This window comes from Streptomyces roseoviridis, from assembly GCF_039535235.1.
Lineage (GTDB): Bacteria > Actinomycetota > Actinomycetes > Streptomycetales > Streptomycetaceae > Streptomyces > Streptomyces roseoviridis.
The window spans coordinates 4,333,882-4,350,410 of record NZ_BAAAWU010000001.1 but is presented as its reverse complement, the minus strand read 5'-3'; the positions used below and the strand labels follow the sequence as shown (position 1 = coordinate 4,350,410).

General features: G+C 71.9%; 12 protein-coding genes, 1 tRNA gene and 2 pseudogenes. 14 read left to right on the top strand and 1 reads right to left on the bottom strand.

Going from position 1 to position 16,529, the window contains the following annotated elements:
- The first annotated feature begins 3 nt into the window (after positions 1–3).
- From ABD954_RS19770 to ABD954_RS19720, 11 genes and pseudogenes are all read left to right on the top strand, one after another.
- Entirely contained in the window at positions 4–990 is a 987-nt protein-coding gene (locus tag ABD954_RS19770; protein WP_345487368.1) for a PDR/VanB family oxidoreductase, read from the top strand.
- Positions 991–1,230: 240 nt separating this feature from the next.
- Positions 1,231–2,706, top strand: coding sequence for an acyltransferase family protein (locus tag ABD954_RS19765; protein ID WP_345487367.1), 1,476 nt, complete (start codon positions 1,231–1,233; stop codon positions 2,704–2,706).
- Positions 2,703–3,776 (top strand): pyruvate dehydrogenase (acetyl-transferring) E1 component subunit alpha, encoded by a 1,074-nt coding sequence (gene pdhA / locus ABD954_RS19760; RefSeq protein WP_345487366.1) that lies wholly within the window; start codon positions 2,703–2,705, stop codon positions 3,774–3,776. The genes ABD954_RS19765 and pdhA overlap by 4 nt, the downstream gene beginning before the upstream one ends.
- Position 3,777: 1 nt before the next feature.
- Positions 3,778–4,800 (top strand): alpha-ketoacid dehydrogenase subunit beta, encoded by a 1,023-nt coding sequence (locus ABD954_RS19755; RefSeq protein WP_345487365.1) that lies wholly within the window; start codon positions 3,778–3,780, stop codon positions 4,798–4,800.
- 11 nt (positions 4,801–4,811) lie between these two features.
- Positions 4,812–6,266 (top strand): dihydrolipoamide acetyltransferase family protein, encoded by a 1,455-nt coding sequence (locus ABD954_RS19750; protein ID WP_345487364.1) that lies wholly within the window; start codon positions 4,812–4,814, stop codon positions 6,264–6,266.
- Positions 6,267–6,322: 56 nt separating this feature from the next.
- Entirely contained in the window at positions 6,323–8,194 is a 1,872-nt protein-coding gene (locus ABD954_RS19745; RefSeq protein ID WP_345487363.1) for an acetolactate synthase large subunit, read from the top strand.
- A 29-nt stretch (positions 8,195–8,223) separates the two neighbouring features.
- Positions 8,224–8,745 (top strand): annotated as a pseudogene (gene ilvN / locus ABD954_RS19740) (acetolactate synthase small subunit); the annotation flags it as partial.
- 62 nt (positions 8,746–8,807) lie between these two features.
- Entirely contained in the window at positions 8,808–9,815 is a 1,008-nt protein-coding gene (gene ilvC, locus ABD954_RS19735; protein WP_345487362.1) for a ketol-acid reductoisomerase, read from the top strand.
- Positions 9,812–11,587, top strand: a complete 1,776-nt coding sequence (locus tag ABD954_RS19730; RefSeq protein WP_345487361.1) for an AMP-binding protein — start codon at positions 9,812–9,814, stop codon at positions 11,585–11,587. The genes ilvC and ABD954_RS19730 overlap by 4 nt, the downstream gene beginning before the upstream one ends.
- Positions 11,588–11,848: 261 nt before the next feature.
- Complete coding sequence (locus ABD954_RS19725) at positions 11,849–13,075, top strand: cytochrome P450 (protein ID WP_345487360.1); 1,227 nt, start codon at positions 11,849–11,851, stop codon at positions 13,073–13,075.
- 117 nt (positions 13,076–13,192) lie between these two features.
- Positions 13,193–14,659 (top strand): MFS transporter, encoded by a 1,467-nt coding sequence (locus ABD954_RS19720; RefSeq protein WP_345487359.1) that lies wholly within the window; start codon positions 13,193–13,195, stop codon positions 14,657–14,659.
- Between the two features lie 154 nt (positions 14,660–14,813).
- On the opposite strand, the gene ABD954_RS19715 is transcribed toward ABD954_RS19720, so the two are convergent.
- A complete protein-coding gene (locus tag ABD954_RS19715) occupies positions 14,814–15,524 on the bottom strand; it encodes a DsbA family oxidoreductase (protein WP_345487357.1) in 711 nt (236 codons plus the stop codon).
- A 211-nt stretch (positions 15,525–15,735) separates the two neighbouring features.
- Between ABD954_RS19715 and ABD954_RS19710 the strand changes: the two genes are divergently transcribed.
- The 3 genes and pseudogenes from ABD954_RS19710 (at position 15,736) to ABD954_RS19705 (ending at position 16,384) form a co-directional block, all read left to right on the top strand.
- Positions 15,736–15,811 (top strand) — tRNA-Arg (locus tag ABD954_RS19710).
- A 197-nt stretch (positions 15,812–16,008) separates the two neighbouring features.
- Positions 16,009–16,120, top strand: a pseudogene (locus ABD954_RS33645) (GntR family transcriptional regulator); the annotation flags it as partial.
- A gap of 15 nt (positions 16,121–16,135) precedes the next feature.
- On the top strand, positions 16,136–16,384 hold the full coding sequence (locus ABD954_RS19705; protein ID WP_345487356.1) for a hypothetical protein: 249 nt from the start codon (positions 16,136–16,138) through the stop codon (positions 16,382–16,384).
- Positions 16,385–16,529 lie beyond the last annotated feature (145 nt).

The window sequence follows — 16,529 nt, the reverse complement described above, 5'->3', positions numbered from 1 at the left end:
AGCATGAGCACCACCGAGGAGAACCCGTTCGACCTGCTGGTACGCCGGATGACGTGGGAGGCCGACGACGTCCTGTCCGTCGAGCTGGTCAGCCCCGACGGCAAACCGCTCCCGGACTGGGCGGCGGGCGCGCACATCGACCTGTACGCCGGCGACCAGGTCCGGCAGTACAGCCTCTGCGGAGACCCCGCGGAGACCAGTGCCTACCGCGTCGCCGTCCTCAAGGCCCCCGACTCGCGCGGCGGTTCGGCCTTCGTCCACGACCGGCTGCGCCCCGGCGCCACCGTCACCGTGCGCGGCCCCCGCAACCACTTCGCGCTCGCCGACGCCGCCTCGTACGTCTTCCTCGCGGGCGGGATCGGCGTCACCCCGCTGCTCGCCCAGGCCCGCGAGGCCCAGCTGCGCGGCAAGCCCTGGCAGCTCTGGTACGCGGGCCGGTCCCGCGCGTCGATGGCCTTCGGCGACGAACTCGCCGCCCTCGCCGCGCACACCGGCTCCGGCACCGGCACCGGCACCGTCGAACTGCACCCCAAGGACGAGCGCGGCCGGATGGACCTCCGCCAGGTCCTCGGCCGGCTCCCCGAGGGCGCGCACGTCTACTGCTGCGGCCCGCAGGCCCTGATGGACGGCGCCCTGGAGGTGTGCCGGGAGCTCGGGATCGCCGACCGGCTGCACGTCGAACGGTTCAGCGGCGTCGCCGCCCCGGCCCCCGAGGGCGGCGAGACCTCCTTCGAGGTCGAGTGCGTCCGCTCCGGGCAGACGGTGACCGTCGGCCCCGACGAGTCGATCGTCGACGTCCTCGACGACGCGGGGATCTACGTCGACGCATCCTGCCGCGAGGGCGTGTGCGGCACCTGCGAGACCGGTGTCCTCGACGGTGTCCCGGACCACCGGGACTCCCTGCTCAGCCCGGCCGAGCAGGAGGCCGGCGACGTCATGATGATCTGCGTCTCGCGGTGCGCCTCGAAGCGCCTGGTCCTGGACATCTGAGGCCCGCGCGCCCGCGCGCCCCGTGCCTCCCGCACCCCCGGCGCCGCCCCGCGGCGTCCGCACCACCAGCACCCCCCACCGTTCCGCACCCCCCGTGCCCGCACAGCCCGGCAGTACAGCCATGCGCCATCTCGCACCCCCCGTACGGCCCGTACCTCCCGTACGCCCCCGCACCCCTCACCAGCACCCCCTCCCCCCGCGCCCCCCTCCCCGCGCATCCATCCAAGGAGAGAGAGTTCCGTGAGCATCGAGAGCCTCACCAGACCCACCGGCCCGGCCACCGGGATCGGAAGCGGCGCCTCCGGCGGCACCTCGGCCGACGGCGCCCGTCCCGCGGAGGCGTCCGCGCCCCGCGTGGGCCGGCTGCCCACGCTGACCGGCCTGCGCTTCCCCGCCGCGCTGCTGGTGTTCCTCTTCCACGCCGTCCTGCCGTTCGCCAGCATCCGGATCTTCGCCGACCCGGGCGTGGAGCGGGGCATCTACCACGCGCTCGCCATGGTCGCCGGCCTCACCATGCCGTTCTGGTTCATGCTGAGCGGCTTCATCCTGATCTGGTCCGCCCGCGAGGGCGACACCGCCACGTCGTTCTGGCGCCGCCGCTTCGCGAAGATCGTGCCGCCGTACGTCGTGGCCTGGGTCCTCGCCCTGGTCCTCGTCGACGGCGTCGACGGCGCTCCCACCACGCCGCTCCAGGGCTTCCTGAGCCTGTTCATGCTGCAGTCCTGGGTGCCGGACATCCCCACCAACTTCGCCGTGAACAACGTGGGCTGGTCGCTGTCCGCCGAGGCGTTCTTCTACCTCGCCTTCCCGGCGCTGTTCCTGGTCCTCAAGCGGATCCCCGCCCACCGGCTCAAGTACTGGATCGGCGGCGTCATCGCCCTCATCGCCGCGACCCCGCTCGTCACGTACGCGATCATCCCCGTCGGCACCGAGGTCGTCCCCAACGAGCCCGGCCAGTCCGCCAACTACTTCTGGTTCGCCTACGTCCTGCCCGCGGGCCGGCTCCTCGACTTCGCCCTCGGCATGCTGGTCGGCCGCGCCGTCGTCCTCGGCCGCTGGCGCAACATCGGCATGGCCTGGTCGGGCCTGCTGCTCGTCGTCACCTACGTCGCCGGCCTGTACGTGCCGTGGCTGTGGGGCATCCGCCTCATCTGTGTCGTCCCGGCCGCCCTGCTGATCGCCGCCGGCGCCCTCGCCGACAACGAGAACCGCTTCACGATCTTCCGCAACCGGCCGATGGTCTGGCTCGGCGAGATCTCCTTCGCCTTCTACCTGGTGCACTTCACGGTCCTGGAGTACACCCGCCACCTCCTGGGCGACCGGCTCTTCGGCACCCCGGCCGCCCTCGGCGTCCTCCTCGGCGAGCTCGTCGTCTCCGTCCTCCTCGCCTGGGCGCTCTACTCCTGGGTCGAGGTCCCGCTCACCCGCCGCTGGTCCCGCTCCCGCAAGGACCGGGAGGCCGCCGAGGCCGCGAAGGCCGCCCGGGCCGCGGCCGCCGCGAAGGTCGCGGCCTCCCGCGCCGCCGCGGAGACCGCGACCGGAACCGGGGCCACCACCGCGACCGCGACCGAGACGGTGACGGCGACCGGGCAGGCTCCCGCCGCGACCGCGCCGCTCATGGCCGCCGCGACCGCCTCCGCTGCCGCCACGACCGCCCCCGCTGCCGCCACGACCGCCCCGGCCTCCGCCGGTGCCGACGGAGGGAAGGGGCTGTGAGCACCGACGCCGTCCAGCTGCTCACCCCCGACGGCCGGCGCGTCCGGCACCCCGACTACGACATCGACCTCAGCCACGAGGAACTGCGCGGCCTCTACCGCGACATGGTCCTCGCCCGCCGGGTCGACGGGGAGGGCGTCACCCTCCAGCGCCAGGGAGAGCTCGGCCTGTGGCCGTCCCTGCTCGGCCAGGAGGCCGCCCAGGTCGGCTCCGCCCGCGCCCTGCGCCCCGCCGACCACGTCTTCCCCAGCTACCGCGACCACGCCGTCGCCCTGTGCCGGGACGTCGATCCGCTGAACCTGCTCGCCATGTTCCGCGGCGTCAACAACGGCGGCTGGGACCCCACCGACCACGGCTTCCACCTCTACACCCTGGTCATCGGCTCCCAGACCCTGCACGCCACCGGCTACGCCATGGGCGTCGCCAAGGACGGCGCCGAGACCGCCGTGATCGCGTACTTCGGCGACGGCGCCACCAGCCAGGGCGACGTCAGCGAGGCGTTCAACTTCGCCGCCGTCTACGACGCCCCCGTCGTGTTCTTCTGCCAGAACAACCAGTGGGCCATCTCCGAGCCCACCGAGCGGCAGACCCGCGTCCCGATCCACCGGCGGGCCGACGGCTTCGGCTTCCCCGGCGTCCGCGTCGACGGCAACGACGTCCTCGCCTGCCTCGCCGTGACGAAGGCGGCCCTGGAGCGCGCCCGCCGCGGCGAGGGACCCATGCTCGTCGAGGCGTACACGTACCGCATGGGCGCCCACACCACCTCCGACGACCCCACCAAGTACCGGGACTCCGCCGAGGTCGAGGAGTGGGCGGGCCGCGACCCGATCGCCCGCCTCAAGGCCCATCTGCTCGACCTCGGCGCCGCCGACCCGTCGTACTTCGACGCCGTCGACCAGGAGGCCGGCGAACTGGCGCAGCACCTGCGCGCACGGGTGCGCTCCATGCCCGCCCCCGACGCCGAGGCGATCTTCCGGCACGTCTACGCCGACCCGCACGCGCTGGTCGACGAGGAGCGCGAGGCGTTCCGCCGCTACGAGGCGAACTTCGCCGTGACAGGAGGGAACTGAGATGACGACCGTCACGGTCGCGCCCGCGGCGGACGGGGTGCGGCCCGCGACACGGACCCTGCCGCTCGGCCGGGCCCTCAACGAGGCGCTGCGCGCCGCGATGGAGCAGGACCCCAAGGTCCTGATCATGGGCGAGGACGTCGGCAGGCTCGGCGGAGTCTTCCGGATCACCGACGGCCTGCAGAAGGACTTCGGCGAGAGCCGGGTGATGGACACCCCGCTCGCCGAGTCCGGCATCGTGGGCACCGCCATCGGTCTCGCGCTGCGCGGCTACCGCCCGGTCGTGGAGATCCAGTTCGACGGCTTCGTCTTCCCCGGCTACGACCAGATCGTCACCCAGCTCGCGAAGATGCACGCCCGCTCCCTGGGCCGGATCAAGCTCCCCGTCGTCATCCGGATCCCCTACGGCGGCGGCATCGGCGCCGTCGAGCACCACTCGGAGTCCCCCGAGGCCCTCTTCGCGCACGTCGCCGGGCTGCGGATCGTTTCCCCGTCGAACGCCTCCGACGCGTACTGGATGCTGCGGCAGGCGATCGCCTCCGACGACCCGGTCATCTTCTTCGAGCCCAAGCGCCGCTACTACGAGAAGGGTGCCGTCGACACGGAGACCGCCCCCGGCGACCCGCACCGCGCCCACGTGGTCCGCGAGGGCCGGGACGCCACGCTCCTCGCGTACGGGCCGGCCGTGCGGACCTGTCTGGACAGCGCCGCCGAGGCGGAGCGCGAGGGCCGCAGCCTGGAGGTGGTCGACCTGCGGTCGGTCTCCCCGATCGACTTCGACACCATCCAGACCTCGGTGGAGAAGACCGGCCGGCTCGTCGTCGTCCACGAGGCCCCGGTCTTCTTCGGCTCCGGCGCGGAGATCGCCGCCCGCATCACCGAGCGCTGCTTCCACCACCTGGAGGCCCCGGTGCTCCGGGTGGGCGGCTACCACGCGCCGTATCCGCCGGCCCGCCTGGAGGAGCGGTACCTGCCCGATCTCGACCGTGTGCTCGACGCCGTCGACCGCTCGCTGGCGTACTGAGGAGAGCACCCGTGACCGAACAGCACGTCCGCGAGTTCACGATGCCCGACGTGGGCGAGGGCCTCACCGAGGCCGAGATCCTGACCTGGTACGTCCGGCCCGGCGACACCGTCACCGACGGCCAGGTCGTGTGCGAGGTCGAGACGGCGAAGGCGGCCGTGGAGCTGCCGATCCCGTTCGACGGCACCGTCCACGAGCTGCGGTTCCCCGAGGGGACGACGGTCGACGTCGGCGCGGTCATCATCACCGTGGCGACGGCCGCCGCGGCTCCCGCGCCCGCCCCGGCCCCGACGGCCGCCGCGGCTCCCGCAGGAGCCGCGCCCCCCGCCGCTCCCGCACGGCAGCCGGTCCTCGTCGGCTACGGCGTCTCCGAGGGCCCGACCCGCCGCCGCCCGCGCGCCCAGGTCGGCGCCACCGGCGCGGCCGTCTCCGCCGCCGCACCGGCGCCGGCACCGGTACCAGTGCTGGTGTCAGCGTCGATACCGGTGCCGGTGCCGGTGCCGGTCCCGCAGGCGCGGCCGCTGGCCAAGCCGCCCGTACGCAAGCTGGCCAAGGACCTCGGCGTCGACCTGGCGTCGGTGACTCCGTCCGGCGCGGGCGGGATCATCAGCCGCGAGGACGTCCACCGCGCGGCGGCCCCGGAGCCGGAGTTCACCGCCCCGGAGCCCGCCCCGGTCGCGGCCCCCTCCCCGGCCCCGGCAACCCCGGCACCGGGATCCGGCCCGGCTCCCGGCCCGGCTCCCGGCCCGCAGCCCTCCGGTGACGCCCGGGTGACCCGTGTCCCCGTGAAGGGCGTTCGGCGGGCCACGGCCCGGGCCATGGTGGCGAGCGCCTTCTCCGCCCCGCACGTCACCGAGTTCGTGACGGTCGACGTGACGCGCACGATGAAGCTCGTCGAGGAGCTGAAGGCCGACCCCGACATGGCCGGTCTCCGCGTGACCCCGCTCCTCCTCGTCGCGAGGGCCCTGCTCGTCGCGATCAAGCGCCACCCCGAGATCAACGCGTCCTGGGACGAGGTCAACCAGGAGATCGTGCTCAAGCACTACGTCAACCTGGGCATCGCCGCGGCCACCCCGCGCGGCCTCGTCGTGCCGAACATCAAGGACGCCCACCTCAAGACGCTCCCCCGCCTCGCCGGCGACCTCGGCGAGCTCGTGGCGGCCGCCAAGGCGGGCAGGACCCCGCCCTCGGCCATGGCCGACGGCACCGTGACCATCACCAACGTCGGCGTCTTCGGCGTCGACACCGGCACCCCGATCCTCAACCCCGGGGAGGCGGCGATCCTCGCCGTCGGCGCCATCGGGCCCCGGCCCTGGGCGCACCGGGGAAAGGTGAGGCTCCGCCAGGTCACGACCCTCGCCCTGTCCTTCGACCACCGTCTGGTGGACGGCGAGCTGGGATCCCGGGTCCTCGCCGACGTGGCCGCGCTCCTCGAACGGCCCAAGCGGTTTCTGACCTGGAGCTGAGGGCCTTGCGCCGACATGCCAGCAACTCTTCCACCGGCAGTGGGGATTCGATTCACATGACGAACGCCGTGCACCACAGCACGAGGGCCGAGCGGTTGCCCACCGCCTCCGCGCCCCGGCCGCAAGGACGATCGACCGCTCCCGTCCCCGTCGAGCACGTGACGGGTGCGCAGTCCCTCATCCGTTCTCTGGAGGAGGTGGGGGCGGACACCGTCTTCGGTATTCCGGGTGGGGCGATCCTTCCGGCGTACGACCCGATGATGGACTCGAAGCGGGTGCGGCACATCCTGGTGCGCCATGAGCAGGGTGCGGGGCATGCCGCGACGGGTTATGCGCAGGCCACCGGCAGGGTGGGTGTGTGTATGGCGACGTCGGGTCCGGGTGCGACGAACCTGGTGACGCCGATCGCGGACGCGCACATGGACTCCGTGCCGCTGGTCGCGATCACCGGCCAGGTCGCCTCCAAGGCGATCGGCACGGACGCCTTCCAGGAGGCGGACATCTGCGGCATCACCATGCCGATCACCAAGCACAACTTCCTGGTCACCAAGGCCGAGGACATCCCGCGGACGATCGCCGAGGCGTTCCACATCGCCTCCACCGGCCGCCCCGGCCCGGTCCTGGTCGACATCGCCAAGGACGCGTTGCAGGCGAAGACCACCTTCAGCTGGCCGCCGCAGACCGACCTGCCCGGCTACCGCCCGGTCACCAAGCCGCACGCCAAGCAGATCCGCGAGGCGGCCAAGCTGATCACCGCCGCCAAGCGGCCCGTCCTGTACGTCGGCGGCGGCGTCCTGAAGGCCGGCGCCACCGCCGAGCTGAAGGTGCTGGCGGAGCTCACCGGCGCTCCGGTCACCACCACTCTGATGGCCCTGGGCGCGTTCCCGGACAGTCATCCGCTGCATGTGGGGATGCCGGGTATGCACGGTGCGGTCACGGCTGTCACCGCGCTGCAGAAGGCCGACCTGATCGTCGCCCTCGGAGCCCGCTTCGACGACCGCGTCACCGGCAAGCTGGACAGCTTCGCCCCGTACGCCAAGATCGTCCACGCGGACATCGACCCGGCGGAGATCGGCAAGAACCGCGCCGCAGACGTTCCGATCGTGGGTGACGCGCGTGAGGTGATCGCCGACCTGGTGCAGGCGGTCCAGGCCGAGCACACCGAGGGCAACACGGGCGACTACACCGCCTGGTGGAGCGACCTCAACCGGTGGCGGGAGACCTACCCGCTCGGCTACGACCTGCCGGAGGACGGCAGCCTCTCGCCGCAGCAGGTCATCCAGCGCATCGGCAAGCTCGCGCCCGAGGGCACGATCTTCGCCGCCGGCGTCGGCCAGCACCAGATGTGGGCCGCCCACTTCATCGACTACGAGCAGCCCGCCACCTGGCTCAACTCCGGCGGCGCCGGAACCATGGGCTACGCGGTCCCGGCCGCCATGGGCGCCAAGGCCGGCATGCCCGACCGCACGGTCTGGGCGATCGACGGCGACGGCTGCTTCCAGATGACCAACCAGGAGCTGGTCACCTGCGCGCTGAACAACATCCCGATCAAGGTCGCCATCATCAACAACGGCGCCCTCGGCATGGTCCGCCAGTGGCAGACCCTGTTCTACAACCAGCGCTACTCCAACACCGTGCTGCACTCCGGCCCGGACGACGTCAACCCGCAGGCGCGGGGCACCCGCATCCCGGACTTCGTGAAGCTGTCCGAGGCCATGGGGTGTGTCGCCCTGCGGTGTGAGGACCCGGCGGACCTGGACAAGGTCATCGCCGAGGCCAACGCGATCAACGACCGTCCGGTCGTGATCGATTTCATCGTCCACGAGGACGCCCAGGTCTGGCCGATGGCCGCCGCCGGCACCTCCAACGACGAGGTCATGGCCGCCCGGGGCGTCCGCCCCGACTTCGGCGACGGCGAAGACGACTGACCCGAAGACGGAGAGAAAGGGAAACCATCATGACCACGCACACGCTCTCGGTCCTCGTCGAGAACAAGCCGGGCGTCCTCGCCCGCACCACGTCCCTCTTCGCCCGCCGCGGCTTCACCATCGACTCGGTCTCCGAGGGGACGACGCAGGACCCCGCCGTCTCCCGCATCACGATCGTCGTGGACGCGGACGTCTGCCCGCTGACCCAGGTCGTCCGGCAGATCGGCAAGCTGGTCAACGTCCTGAAGGTCGCCGAACTCGAGCCCGCCGCCGCGATCCGCCGCGAGCTCGTCCTGGTGAAGGTGCGTGCCTGCCACGACACCCGTTCCCAGGTCGTCGACCTCGTGAAGCTCTTCCGCGCCCGGATCGTGGACGTCTCGCCGCAGGCGGTCACCATCGAGGCCACCGGCACCCGCGACAAGCTCGACGCGCTGCTCGCCATGCTCGGCCCGTTCGGCATCACCGAGCTCGTCCAGTCCGGCACCGTCGCCATCGGCCGCGGCCCCGACACCCTGAGCGCCCCCTCGCACGCGGCCCCCTCCCCCGCCGCCTCGTACCCCTCCCCCGCTCCGTCCCGTCCGCCCGTCCCCTTCCCGAACCAAGGAGAATCCCCATGGCCGACCTCTTCTACGACGACGACGCCGACCTTTCCGTCATCCAGGGCCGCAAGGTCGCGGTGATCGGTTACGGCAGCCAGGGCCACGCCCACGCGCTGTCGCTGCGTGACTCGGGTGTCGACGTCCGCGTCGGTCTGCACGAGGGCTCCACGTCCAAGGCCAAGGCCGAGGAGCAGGGCCTGCGCGTGGTCACCCCGGCGGAGGCCGCCGCCGAGGCCGACGTCATCATGATCCTGATCCCGGACCCGATCCAGGCCGAGGTCTACGAGGAGTCCATCGCGCCGAACCTGAAGGACGGCGACGCGCTGTTCTTCGCGCACGGCTTCAACGTCCGCTTCGGCTTCATCAAGCCCCCGGCCGGCGTGGACGTCGCCCTGGTCGCCCCCAAGGGCCCGGGCCACCTGGTGCGCCGCCAGTACGAGGAGGGCCGCGGCGTCCCCGCGATCGCCGCGGTCGAGCAGGACGCCACCGGCAACGCCTTCGCGCTCGCCCTGTCCTACGCCAAGGCCATCGGCGGCACCCGCGCCGGCGTCATCAAGACCACCTTCACCGAGGAGACCGAGACCGACCTGTTCGGCGAGCAGGCCGTCCTGTGCGGTGGCGCCTCCGCGCTGGTGAAGGCGGGCTTCGAGACCCTGGTCGAGGCCGGGTACCAGCCGGAGATCGCCTACTTCGAGTGCCTGCACGAGCTGAAGCTGATCGTGGACCTCATGTACGAGGGCGGCCTGGAGAAGATGCGCTGGTCCGTCTCGGAGACGGCCGAGTGGGGCGACTACGTCACCGGCCCGCGGATCATCACCGACGCCACCAAGGCCGAGATGAAGAAGGTCCTCACCGACATCCAGGACGGCACCTTCGCCAAGAACTGGATGGACGAGTACCACGGCGGCCTGAAGAAGTACAACGAGTACAAGACCCAGGACGAGCAGCACCTCCTGGAGACCACCGGCAAGGAGCTCCGCAAGCTCATGAGCTGGGTGAACGACGAGGAGACGGCCGCATGACCGGCTCCGCCACGGCGCTCGGGTCCACCCCCGACACGGCCGGCGCCCCCGCCACGCCCACCGCCCCCGCCACGCCCGCCGCCCGGCCCGTGTCCGACGCCACCGCCGCCTTCCGGGCCGCCCGCGACTTCCTCCTCGCCCACCGCGGCGACTACGAAGCCGCGTACGAGGGTTTCGTCTGGCCCCGGCCCGAGCACTTCAACTGGGCGCTCGACTGGTTCGACGTGATGGCCGCGGGCAACGAGCGCACCGCCCTGCACGTCGTGGAGGAGGACGGCCGCGAGTCCCGGCACTCCTTCGCCCGCCTCTCCGAGCGTTCCTCGCGGCTCGCCGGCTGGCTGCGCGCCCGGGGGGTCCGGGCCGGTGACCGGATCCTCGTCATGCTCGGCAACCAGGTGGAGCTGTGGGAGACCGCCCTCGCGGCGATGAAGCTGGGGGCCGTCCTCACCCCGGCGCCCCCGCAGCTCGGGCCGGTGGACCTGCGCGACCGGATCGAGCGGGCCCGGGTGAAGCACGTCGTCGTCCGGGCCGCGGAGCGGGCGAAGTTCGACGCGGTGCCGGGCGCGTACACCCGGATCCTGGCCGGCGGGACCCCGGCCGACGCGGCCGCGGGCTGGATCCCGTACGAGCGCTTCGAGACGCACGAGGGCGGGTTCGAGCCCGAGGGGCCGACCCGCGCCGACGACCTGCTGATGCTCTACTTCACCTCCGGGACCACCTCGGCGCCCAAGCTGGTGGAGCACACCCACCTCTCGTACCCCGTCGGCCACCTGTCGACCATGTACTGGATCGGGCTGCGCCCCGGCGACGTCCACCTGAACATCTCCTCGCCGGGCTGGGCCAAGCACGCCTGGTCCAGCCTCTTCGCGCCGTGGAACGCGGAGGCGACCGTCTTCGTGTTCAACTACGAGCGGTTCGACGCGACGCGGCTGATGTTCGAGATGGACCGGGTGGGGGTCACCTCCTTCTGCGCCCCGCCCACCGTGTGGCGGATGCTCATCCAGTCCGACCTCGGCCGCCTGGGCACGCCGCCGCGCGAGGCGGTGGGCGCCGGGGAGCCGCTCAACCCCGAGGTGATCGAGCGGGTCAGGGACGCCTGGGGAGTGACCGTCCGGGACGGCTTCGGGCAGACCGAGATGAGCCTGGCCATCGGCAACTTCCCCGGCCAGGACCTCGTCCCCGGCTCCATGGGCCACCCCGCGCCCGGCTTCACGGTGACGCTGCTCGACCCGTCGGGCCTGCCCGCCGACGAGGGCGAGATCTGCCTCGACCTGTCGGGCCCGACCCGGCCGGTGGGCCTGACGACCGGCTACCACGGCGACTGGGAGCGTACGGGCGAAGCCCTGGCGGGCGGCTTCTTCCACACCGGTGACATCGGCCGCCGCGAGGCGGACGGCCGGATCACCTACGTCGGCCGGTCGGACGACGTCTTCAAGGCGTCCGACTACAAGATCAGCCCGTTCGAGCTGGAGAGCGTGCTCCTGGAGCACGAGGCGGTCGCGGAGGCGGCCGTCGTCCCGGCGCCGGACCCGTTGCGGCTCGCCGTCCCGAAGGCGTACGTGGTCCTCGCCGACGGCTTCGAGCCGGGCCCCGGCACGGCCGCGAGCCTCTTCGCGTACACGCGGGAGGCCCTGGCCCCGTACAAGCGGATCCGGCGCATCGAGTTCGCCCCGCTGCCGAAGACGGTGTCGGGCAAGATCCGCCGGGTCGAGCTGCGGGCGGCGACCCTGGACGGCTCCTCGGCGGAGTACCGCGACAGCGACTTCCGCTGAGGGAACCGGGGCCGGAGCGGCGCGCGCCGCACCCCCGCCGATCGCCGGTTCGAGCGTGCCCGGACCGGCGCGGCGGGGCGCCGCGCAAGCCAAGTCACCGAATCCGGTGAGGTCTTGGCAAGTTGCCAAACCCGTTCCCCGGTCCCCCGCCCAACAAAGAATACCGAACGGTAGCTATGTAATGTCGCGATAAGCGAGCCGCGAGTTCCGAGTTCCCTCCTCCTTCTCCTTCTTCTGATCCCTCTCAAGGACGGTCAAGACATGTCAGCGGAAACCCTGTCCGTGCCGGAGTCCTCCGAGGTCCCGTTCATCAACGTCATCGACCCCGACTTCCGCTTCGACCTGCCCGAGGTCGTCCGGGCCCAGGCCGCGGGCTGGTACGCCGAGACCCCGCTCGGCATGCTCGTCCTGCGCCACGCGGAGGCGTCGGAACTGGTCCGGGACGGCCGGCTCACCCACAACGGCACCGGCTTCATGGAGCAGAACGGCATCACCGGCGGCCCCGTCTACGACTGGTTCGTCAACGGCCTGGTGAACCAGGACGGCGACAGCCACCGCCGGCTGCGCGGCCTCGTCGGCCGCGCGTTCACCCCGCGCATGCTGGAGAACCTGCGCCCGGTCATCAAGCAGGCCGCCGAGCGCCTCGCCGACGACATCGCCGCCAAGGGCGAGGTCGACTTCTTCGAGGCGTTCGCCGACGCGCTGCCGCTGACCGTCATGTCCGAGCTGCTCGGCGTGCCGGCCGAGGACTACCCGCGCTTCAGCAACTGGAGCTCCGAGATCGGCCTCGTCTTCAGCCTCGCCCTCGGCGGCGACATACCGGGCCGCGTCGAGGCCGCCGTCGTCGGCCTGTACGAGTACGTCGACGCCCTCATGGCCCAGAAGGCCGAGGCGCCGACCCAGGACCTCATCTCCGCCCTCGTCACCGCCCAGAAGGAGGACGTCGACGGCAACAGGGTCACCCTGGAGGAGCTGCGCAACCTCGTCGTCACCATGGTGTTCGCCGCGCACGACACCACGCGCCTGCAGCTGGCCAACGCCATGGTCACCTTCTCCGAGCACCCCGACCAGTGGACCCTGCTCCGCGAGCGCCCCGAGCTCGCCCCGCGGGCGGTCGAGGAGGTCATGCGCTGGCGCCCCTCCTCCAACGCCGTGTACCGGTACGCGGCCGAGGACATCGAGTTCCGCGGGCAGCACATCCCCGAGGGCACGATGTTCATGATCGGCGTGCAGGCGGTGCAGCGCGACCCGCTCGCGTACCCCGGCGGCGAGGTCTTCGACATCACGGCGGAGCGCAAGACGGCCGTGATGCAGTTCGGCGGCGGCCCGCACTACTGCCTGGGCGCCCCCCTCGCCCGGATGGAGATCACCGAGGCGCTGCCCGCGCTCGCCCGCCGCCTCGACGCCCCGAAGGTCGTCGGCGACATCACCTGGCGCCCGGCGATCGGCATCACCGGCCCCAACGAACTTCAGCTGCGCTTCGGCTGAGCCCCCGCCACGGACGCGCCGGGCGCCTCCGCGCAGACCGCTCGACTGCACGGCGGCGCCCCGCGCGCCGTGGACGAACCCCCCGGAAAACACGTCCATGAAGACCATGGAGGTCTTGTGACCACGTCGACACCAGCCAAGAAGACAGGACTCGTCCTCTTCCTGCTGGCCTTCTCCCAGTTCATCATCAGCGTCGACCTCAACATCGTCTACGTCGCGCTGCCCGACATCGGCACCGCCCTCGGCTTCTCGGCCCAGTCGCTGCAATGGGTCGTCTCCGCCTACGCGGTGGCCTTCGGCGGTCTGCTGCTCTTCGGCGGCCGCGCGGTCGACCGCATCGGCGCCCGCCGGCTCTTCATGACCGGCCTCGCCTTCTACGCGGTCTCCTCGCTCGTCGGCGGCCTCGCCACCACCCAGGGCGTCCTCATCGGCGCCCGCCTCTTCCAGGGTGTCGGCGGCGCGCTGCTCTTCCCGGCGGTCCTCGCCCTGATCGCCACCTCCTTCGAGGGCTCCCAGCGCAACAAGGCGTTCGCCGCCTGGGGTGCCGCCGGCTCCCTCGGCCTCGCGGCCGGCGCGCTGCTCGGCGGCGTGCTGACCGACCTGGTCTCGTGGCGCTGGATCTTCTTCATCAACATCCCGCTGGCGCTGATCGCCCTGCTCCCGGCCCCCGGCGCGATCCGTCCGGACGGCCCGGCGAACCTCTCCAAGGGCTTCGACATCCCGGCCGCGCTGCTCTCCACGATCGGCGTCTCCGCGATCGTCACCGGCCTGGTGACCGGCCCCGAGGAGGGCTGGGGCTCCCCGCTCGCCCTCGGCTCGCTGATCGTCGGCGCCGTCCTGCTCGTCGCCTTCTTCATCACCGAGGCGAAGACCGCGAACCCGCTCATGCCGCTCCGGCTCCTGAAGAACCGGCCGCTGGTCGTCGCCATGGCCGTCCTCTTCGTCTTCCAGACGGCGCTGGCCGGCGCGTACTACACCTTCACCACCTACGTGCAGCCGATCCTGGAGTACACCGCGATCCAGGCCGGCCTCGCCTTCCTGCCGCTCACGCTGGTCTCGATCATCGGCTCGGGCAAGCTCGCGCCGAAGTTCATGGAGCGGTACGGCATGCGCGCCACGCTGTCGACCGGCATGGTCGTCAACGGCATCGGCATCGCGGCGACCATCCTCGGCATGTCCGTCGGCGGCTCGTTCTACGCCCTGCTGCCGGGCTCGATCATCTGGGGCATCGGCGGCGGTCTCGTCTTCGTCTCCGTCTTCGCCTCCGCCAGCTCGGGCGTCGGCCCGGAGGAGCAGGGCGTGGCGAGCGCCATGGCCTCGACCTCGCAGCAGGTCGGCGGCGCGGTGGGCCTCGCGTTCCTGGTCGCCATCGCCAACTCCACCTTCTCCGGCACCTACGCGGAGGCCGCGAAGGCGGACATCCTGTCGGGCCTGCACCTGGCCGGCTACGTCGGCGCCGGCCTCCTGGTCCTGGGCGGCATCCTCGCCCTGGCCCTGAAGAAGGACTCGCCGTCGGCCACCGTCAAGGTCGAGGGCAGCGACCTGTCCGAGTCCGAGAAGACGCCGCAGCACGTGATCGGCTGAGCGGGGGCCGCCCCGTGCGTCGCAGACGGCGCCGTGCTCTTCCCTTCCGGAGCACGGCGCCGTCCGGCGTCTCCCCCCCACGAACAGACGGACGCCATGGGCGGTCCTCCCGGAGGAGGACCGCCCATGGCGTCCGTGTTCCGTCCCGTCCGTATCAGTGGGGGACGGGGCACCCGTCCGGCCCGCACGCGTGGGCGTCCTCGGCGCCGGCGACGGTCAGGAGCGGGGGACGGTCGCCCCAGGCCTGGGTGAGGGCCCGGGTGAACGCCTCGGCGGACTGGGCGCCGGAGACGCCGTACTGCCGGTCGAAGACGAAGAACGGCACGCCGGAGACGCCGAGTTGCGCCGCCTCGCGCTCGTCGGCGCGGACGTCGTCGGCGTAGGCGTTCGGGGCGGCGAGCACGGCGCGGGCGGCGTCGGCGTCGAGGCCGACCTCGACGGCCAGCGCGACGAGCCGCTCGTCGTCGACGAAGATCGACTCCTCCTCGGCGAAGTTGGCCCGGTAGAGCGCCTTCACGAGCTCGTGCTGCTTGCCGCGGGCCTTGGCGAAGTGCAGCAGCCGGTGGATGTGGAAGGTGCTCCCGTGGTCGCGCCCGGCGACGTACGGCAGCCCCTCGCCGGCGGACTGGGCGGTGAGGTTCCGCTCGTTGGCGAGCGCCTGCGCCTCGCTCCACCCCTTCCCCTTCATGAGCACCTTGATGATGGGCTCCACATCCCCCTTGGCCCGTCCCGGCTCCAACTCGTACGACTTGTGCACCACTTCGACACCCGCGCGGTGCGGGAAGGCGTCCAGCGCCTTCTCGAACCGGGCCTGGGCGACGTAGCACCAGGGGCACGTGATGTCCGACCAGATCTCTACCTTCACGGCGGTTGCCTCTCTGCCTGAACGACGGCCGTCGACCACGGACGGCTCTGCCGAATCAAACGGGGAGAACCACCCCATCCTTCCGCCCGGCCCACCCCAAAATCCCCGCGCCGTCGAGCCCGGCCGCGTGAGCCCACCACCCCCGGCGACGCCCCACACTCCCGCCCTCCCGCCCCCACGAGCGCCACCCGCTACACTGACGACACGCCTTGCCTTCGTAGCTCAGGGGATAGAGCACCGCTCTCCTAAAGCGGGTGTCGCAGGTTCGAATCCTGCCGGGGGCACCAGCGCAGAGGCCCCCTGCCGATCTCGGTGGGGGGCCTTTGACATCCACGACTGACGTCCACGGCTGACATCAACGGCGGCCACTCCATGATCGGGCTCCACGGCGCCCCGCACGACGCCGGTCGCGCTACTGTCCGTAGTCGACGCTGCCCCCGGTAGTGGTGGAGAGGAGACCGCCATTCAGGTCGAGGTCGACGAGCTGACTGGCGTCCGGCGGACGTACTAAAGCGACCACGGGCGCCCCGTCGAGACGGCGGACATCGTCGTCCCCGCCGCCCTGTGCGAGATCCTCTACGATTCCGATCAACCGTCAGCGGGGGGGCGACATGCACAACCAACGGCACGACGAGCGGCTGTCTGACGAGGAGCTTGAGCTCTTCATCCAGTATCTGCACCGGTTCGCGAACCACGACGTGGACATCTTCGCCATGATGGAAGCCGGCGACCCCGAGCACCCCGTCTACGTGGTGTTCGGCCGGGACTACCCCCCGATCGGGGAGGCGTCGGACTATCACCGGCCGTTCGCAGGCCGCCGACCGCCGACATCCACGACCGACATCAACGACGGTGGATGACAGCAGTCCACCACGGCTCCTCGCAGCAGCCGCGAGCAGCAGCCCAACGGCACCCCGACCGAACTCCTGGAGCAGATGTCCCGCAGGTTCGAATCCTGCCGGGGGCACCGTCGCAGAGGCCCCTACCGAGCCCGGTAGCGGGCCT

Bases quoted from the DNA above. Each gene is read 5' to 3' on its own strand.
- ABD954_RS19770 (WP_345487368.1), top strand. From the start codon at position 4: ATGAGCACCACCGAGGAGAACCCGTTCGACCTGCTGGTACGCCGGATG.
- ABD954_RS19755 (WP_345487365.1), top strand. From the start codon at position 3,778: ATGACGACCGTCACGGTCGCGCCCGCGGCGGACGGGGTGCGGCCCGCG.
- ABD954_RS19745 (WP_345487363.1), top strand. From the start codon at position 6,323: ATGACGAACGCCGTGCACCACAGCACGAGGGCCGAGCGGTTGCCCACC.
- ilvC (WP_345487362.1), top strand. From the start codon at position 8,808: ATGGCCGACCTCTTCTACGACGACGACGCCGACCTTTCCGTCATCCAG.
- ABD954_RS19730 (WP_345487361.1), top strand. From the start codon at position 9,812: ATGACCGGCTCCGCCACGGCGCTCGGGTCCACCCCCGACACGGCCGGC.
- ABD954_RS19725 (WP_345487360.1), top strand. From the start codon at position 11,849: ATGTCAGCGGAAACCCTGTCCGTGCCGGAGTCCTCCGAGGTCCCGTTC.
- ABD954_RS19705 (WP_345487356.1), top strand. From the start codon at position 16,136: ATGCACAACCAACGGCACGACGAGCGGCTGTCTGACGAGGAGCTTGAG.